This window comes from Eubacterium sp. AF15-50 (assembly GCF_934835595.1).
GTDB lineage: Bacteria > Bacillota > Clostridia > Lachnospirales > Lachnospiraceae > Eubacterium_G > Eubacterium_G segne.
On sequence record NZ_CAKVZL010000020.1, the window covers coordinates 21,972 to 27,971 of the forward strand.

Consider the following 6,000-nt stretch of genomic DNA (forward strand, 5'->3'; position numbering starts at 1 on the left):
ATAAATTCAATTTGGCTAAATTAACCAATTGGTATATTAAAAGAAACAAAAGATTGCTGCATATAACAAAAATTAGAAAATACTAAAAAACATTATTGACATCTAATATCAGTTAGTTTATACTAATTAGCGAAACAAAGATGTACAATTGCGTTTTGAGTAAAGAGAGGGTGATATGATGCCTTTGACGATGGCTAAAGAGGGAGAAGTTAATATAGTAAAAAGAGTATCCGGAAAAGCTGAGACCAAAAAGTTCTTAGAAAGTTTGGGATTTGTAGTTGGCGGTGAAGTTACGGTTATATCACAAATCGGCGGAAATGTTATTGTCAATGTTAAAGATTCCAGAGTTGCCATAGGAAAAGATATGGCTAATAAAATAATGATCTAACTAAAAAGGAGAGAGGTGCTTTATGAAAACGCTGAGAGAAGTTGCCTGCGGGCAGACAGTCACGGTTAAGAAACTTACCGGCGACGGACCTGTAAAGAGAAGAATTATGGATATGGGAATCACAAAGGGTGTAGATATTTATGTAAGAAAAGTTGCACCGTTAGGTGACCCGGTAGAAGTTACTGTAAGAGGTTATGAGTTATCTCTTAGAAAGGCTGATGCCGAAATGATTGAGGTAGAGTAATTTTTTTTACCCCATAGGTTAGCAAATGCTAACAAAAAGTAGAATCAACAAACAAAATAATTCTTGTTATTTAGAAAGGAAGTAAATATGTCAATTAAAATTGCGTTAGCCGGAAACCCTAACAGCGGAAAAACAACATTATTTAACGCATTAACCGGTTCTAATCAGTTTGTTGGAAACTGGCCTGGCGTTACAGTAGAAAAAAAGGAAGGTAAGCTTAAAGGTCATAAAGATGTGGCGCTTATGGATTTACCTGGTATTTATTCATTGTCACCATACACTTTGGAAGAGGTTGTGGCAAGAAATTATCTTATTAATGAAAGACCTGATGCTATTATTAATATAGTTGATGGTACAAATATTGAAAGAAACTTATATTTGTCAACTCAGATTATGGAACTTGGTATTCCTGTAATTATGGCAGTTAATATGTTAGACGTTCTTGAAAAAAGAGGGGATAAAATACATATTAACAAGTTAAGCGAAAAGTTAGGCTGTGAAGTTGTTGAAATTTCAGCTCTTAAAGGAACAGGAATTAGGGATTTGGCAAATAAAGCCGTAAAACTTGCAGAAAGCAAAAAGAAGAATACAGTTGTTCATAAGTTTGCCAATGAAGTTGAAGAAGTTATTGATGAAACTAAGGGATTACTTTCAGCAGATATTCCGGAAGAACAGAAAAGATTCTTTGCAATTAAGCTTTTAGAGAGAGATGAAAAAATCAGGGAAATAATGAGGACTGTTCCGGATGTGTCAAAGCAGATTGATAAGTTAGAAAAAGCTTTTGACGATGATACAGAAAGTATTATTACAAACGAAAGATATGTTTATATTTCATCAATTATAAAAGATTGTGTAACAAAGGCAAAATCTGATAAACTTACAGCATCAGATAAGATTGATAGAATCGTAACAAACCGTATATTGGCATTACCGATTTTTGCCGTTGTTATGTGTATTGTTTACTACATATCAGTTACAACAGTTGGTACATGGGCTACAGACTGGACTAATGACGGTGTGTTCGGTGACGGATTCCATTTGTTTGGAATAGGAACTGCACAGTACGAGGAAGATTTGGATAAATGGGCAGATGAAAACGTGTTCTCTACAGAGCTTGAGCAGATTGCTGAAAAGGCTGTAAAAGAAAACGTTGCCGGTGCAGAAGAAGTAAAAGGTGCTATTGCTGACAAGGACTTTGGTGCTTTCGAAGAAGCTTATGGTTCATATAATGACGCTTTTGATGAAAAAGGTCTTAACATGGACGAAGCTCTTGGAGATGCCATTGATGAAGAAGGAGAATTTACAGGCCCTGATACATCAGAATATGGAGTATGGGTTCCTGGTATTCCTGTATTAGTTGGCAATGGGTTAGAAGCTATTCACTGTAATGACTTCTTAACAGGACTTATTATTGATGGTATAATTGCCGGTGTAGGTGCAGTACTTGGATTCGTACCTCAGATGCTTGTACTTTTCATATTCCTTGCTTTCCTTGAAAGTTGTGGATATATGTCTAGAGTAGCATTTATCATGGATAGAATTTTCAGAAAGTTCGGATTATCAGGAAAAGCCTTCATCCCTATCTTAATTGGTACAGGATGTGGTGTTCCGGGACTTATGGCTACACGTACAATTGAAAATGACAGAGATAGAAAAATGTCTCTTATGACAACAACATTTATACCTTGTGGAGCAAAGCTTCCAATTATAGCGTTAATTGCTGCAGCTTTATTTAACGGAGCATGGTGGGTTGCACCTAGTGCATACTTCCTTGGAATGTTTGCAATTATCACATCAGGTATTATCTTAAAGAAAACAAAACTTTTTGCCGGAGAACCTGCACCATTCGTTATGGAACTTCCTGCATACCACTGGCCGACAGTTGGTACTGTATTAAGAAGCATGTGGGAAAGAGGCTGGTCATTCATTAAGAAAGCAGGAACAATCATCCTTCTTTCATCTATCGTTGTATGGCTTGGCTCACACTTCGGAAATACAGGAAGTGGATTTGGATATAGTTCAGATATGGAACTTGCAGACAGCGTACTTGGTTCAATCGGTAACGTTGTAAAATGGATATTTGCACCATTAGGATTTAATGATGCAACAGCAACAGTTGCTACAATCATGGGACTTGTTGCAAAAGAAGAAGTTGTAGGTGTATTCGGAGTATTAGACTTCGAGGGAATGTTACCTGTAGCAGGATACGCATTCTTAGCATTCAACCTTTTATGTGCACCATGTTTCGCAGCTATGGGTGCTATTAAGAGAGAAATGAATAACTCAAAATGGTTCTGGATTGCAATTGGATATATGACATGTTTCGCATATCTTACAGCTTTGGTTATTTACCAGATTGGTGGACTTATTGTAGGAGAAACAGGATTTGGAATCTTTACAATTATTGCTATCTTAGTAGTAATCGGATTTTTATATCTGTTATTCAGACCTTCAAAGGAAAACAACTAATAAAAATTGAAACAAATTAAGTAAGCTATTTTGATTATGCTGACCGGCAAAAATTAACTGGGCATTAGTTTTTGCCGGACTCCATTATCACAAAGGAGGATTTTATGGATGGAACGATAGGAACAGCTATTGTGTTACTTATACTTGCAGTTATAATATTTTTTGTTATAAGAAGCATGGTAAAGGATAAGAAAAACGGTAAATCTCTTCAGTGTGGTGGAGATTGTAAAAAGTGTAAGGGATGTCATTAAAGTGAAACTAAGATGACCTAAGAATCCTTCTGTAGAAGACCTTATGGGTTGTCTACAGAGGGATTTTTTGATTTTAAAAGGACAAGGTAGGTATATGTTTTTAGAAATAAATGAATTAAAGAAAAGTTTTGGAAGCGGTGATTACAAAGTAGATGTTTTAAAAGGGATAAGCTTTGGAGTAGAAAAAGGTGAAATGTGCGTATTGCTGGGACCATCAGGCTCAGGAAAATCCACATTACTTAATATAATAGGCGGAATTGACAGTGCCGACAGTGGATATATAAGTATTAACGGTGAAAAAACAGCTGACATGAAAGAAAAGGAATTAACTTATTACAGAAGAAAACATTTAGGATATGTATTTCAGATGTACAATCTTATTCCTAACTTAAATGTTAAGGAAAATATAGAAGTGGGAGCTTATCTTAGCGATAATCCTTTAGAAATTGATGATTTGTTAAAAACTTTGGGACTTTATGAACACAGACATAAACTTCCAAACCAGTTATCAGGAGGTCAGCAGCAAAGAACAGCAATAGGAAGAGCGATAGTAAAAAATCCGGATATCCTTCTTTGTGATGAGCCTACAGGAGCATTGGATTACAATACATCAAAAGAAATCCTTAAGTTAATTGAAGATGTAAATAAAAAATATGGAAATACCGTTATTATGGTTACTCACAATGATGCAATAAAGAATATGGCAGATAAGGTTATTAAACTAAAAGACGGTAAAATCAGAGACAGCTTTGAAAATAAAAATAAAGTATCAGCAAGTGATTTGGACTGGTAAGGTGGTGGCTTAAATGAAGAATCCATTGAGAAAAAGAATATTTAGAGAACTTAAAGAAGATTTTAGCAAGTATCTTGTTATTTTTCTTTTTATGACCCTTACCATTGGCTTTATATCAGGCTTTTTAGTTGCCGCAGGCAGCATGAAAACAGCCTACGATGAAAGCTTTGAAAAGTATAATATTGAGGACGGACATTTTGTTCTTGATAAAAAGGCAGACAATGACCTTATAAAGGAAATAGAAAAAGAAAATGTTACTTTGTATGAAAATTTCTATAAGGATATTGATACAGACAGTAACATGGATGGCAAAAATGACAGCACTTTAAGAGTGTTTAAAGACAGAAAAGAAGTAAATAAAATCTGCCTTATGAAAGGTGAAATGCCTGAAAATGACAATGAAATCGCAATTGACAGAATGTATGCTGATAACAACAAGGTTAAAGTAGGGGACAAAATCAGGGTAGGAGATAAGGAATTTAAGGTTTCAGGTTTAGTGGCATTGTCAGATTTTAGTGCATTGTATTCAGATAATAATGATTTGATGTTTGATGCGGTTTTGTTTGGTGTGGCTATAGTTAAAGATGATGTTTTTGAAGCATTTGACCATAATATTAGTTACAGCTATGTATGGAAGTACCGTAATGAGCCGGTAAATGAAACCAAAGAAAAGAAAATGTCTGACAAATTCCTTGAAAAAATGGTTGAAGACGTATATATGGTTCAGAATAATGTGGAAATATATATTCCAAGATATCAGAACAATGCAATTCAGTTTACAGGGGACGATATTGGCGGGGATCAGTCAATGATGCTGGTGCTTTTGTACATACTTATTGTAATAATGGCATTTGTTTTTGCCGTAACAATTAATCACACTATAACCAGGGAAGCAGCGGTAATAGGAACTCTTAGGGCATCAGGCTATACAAGGACAGAATTAATAAGGCATTATATATTCCTGCCAATAATGGTGTCTTTAGTTGCAGCTGTTATAGGTAATATATTAGGATATACAGCCTTTAAATATGTTGCTGCAAGTATGTATTACGGAAGCTATTCACTGCCTACATATGTTACTATCTGGAATGGAAAAGCCTTTATTTTAACAACAGTTGTACCTCTTATAATTATGCTGGTGGTTAATTTTATATCTCTTTATAAGAAGCTTAAACTTAGTCCTCTTAAATTTATCAGAAGGGATTTAAGCAAAAAGAAAAACAAAAAAGCCTTTAAACTTCCGGCATTTAAGTTTATGAGCAGATTCAGATTAAGAATCATATTTCAAAATAAGGTAAGCTATATTACTTTACTTGTGGGTATCGCTTTTGCAAATATTTTGCTTATGTTTGGTCTTATGATGCATCCTCTTTTGGAAAAATATCAGCATGAAATAGTAGACAATATGATGGCAAATTATCAGTATGTTCTTAAAAATCCGGTGGATGTAAAAGATGATGAGGCGGGTGCGAAACGTTCCATAGTGAAAAGCTATGGCACGATTGCAACTAATAATTGAATAAAAAATAGTAGTAAATCGGAGAACTAAACACACGATATGTCGAATGATGGAGTAACGTTCTGAAAGGCAACCCTAATCCTCCGACTTGCACCTAAGTTAGTAGAAACTAAAGTGTAAGAAGCTCGGTGAAGTCGGCAGAGAGATACCGAAACAGATTAGATGTCGAAAGCATTTCAGAGGTGAGATGTGTATCCTATATGCCGGGGGTCTATAAACTATCTATGGTGAGAATGAAGAGAGTTAAGCTCTTCTGACGAAACTTCGAATGTACGGGTCTATATCGGGACTATGTAGAAATGCATAGTGGCACAAATAGTGCCGTTACTGTGGGCG

At 35.2% G+C, this 6,000-nt stretch carries 6 protein-coding genes; all 6 read left to right on the forward strand.

Annotation, left to right across the window (positions count from 1 at the left end):
* Nucleotides 1-175: 175 nt before the first annotated feature.
* The 6 genes from Q5O73_RS04065 to Q5O73_RS04090 all read left to right on the forward strand — a co-directional run bounded on the left by Q5O73_RS04065 (nucleotide 176) and on the right by Q5O73_RS04090 (nucleotide 5,664).
* On the forward strand, nucleotides 176-388 hold the full coding sequence (locus Q5O73_RS04065; RefSeq protein ID WP_021953244.1) for a FeoA family protein: 213 nt from the start codon (nucleotides 176-178) through the stop codon (nucleotides 386-388).
* Nucleotides 389-410: 22 nt separating this feature from the next.
* On the forward strand, nucleotides 411-632 hold the full coding sequence (locus tag Q5O73_RS04070; RefSeq protein ID WP_021953243.1) for a ferrous iron transport protein A: 222 nt from the start codon (nucleotides 411-413) through the stop codon (nucleotides 630-632).
* A gap of 87 nt (nucleotides 633-719) precedes the next feature.
* The gene (locus tag Q5O73_RS04075) at nucleotides 720-3,101 is read left to right on the forward strand and encodes a ferrous iron transporter B (protein WP_302669084.1); all 2,382 of its coding nucleotides are present in this window, start codon (nucleotides 720-722) and stop codon (nucleotides 3,099-3,101) included.
* A gap of 104 nt (nucleotides 3,102-3,205) precedes the next feature.
* Nucleotides 3,206-3,352: a FeoB-associated Cys-rich membrane protein gene (locus Q5O73_RS04080; protein WP_368076742.1), complete on the forward strand. Its 147-nt coding sequence runs from the start codon at nucleotides 3,206-3,208 to the stop codon at nucleotides 3,350-3,352.
* Nucleotides 3,353-3,446: 94 nt separating this feature from the next.
* Nucleotides 3,447-4,145 carry an ABC transporter ATP-binding protein gene (locus Q5O73_RS04085; RefSeq protein WP_302669085.1) on the forward strand — a complete coding sequence of 233 codons (699 nt, stop codon included), beginning with the start codon at nucleotides 3,447-3,449 and terminating at the stop codon, nucleotides 4,143-4,145.
* 13 nt (nucleotides 4,146-4,158) lie between these two features.
* Nucleotides 4,159-5,664: an ABC transporter permease gene (locus tag Q5O73_RS04090; protein ID WP_302669086.1), complete on the forward strand. Its 1,506-nt coding sequence runs from the start codon at nucleotides 4,159-4,161 to the stop codon at nucleotides 5,662-5,664.
* Nucleotides 5,665-6,000 lie beyond the last annotated feature (336 nt).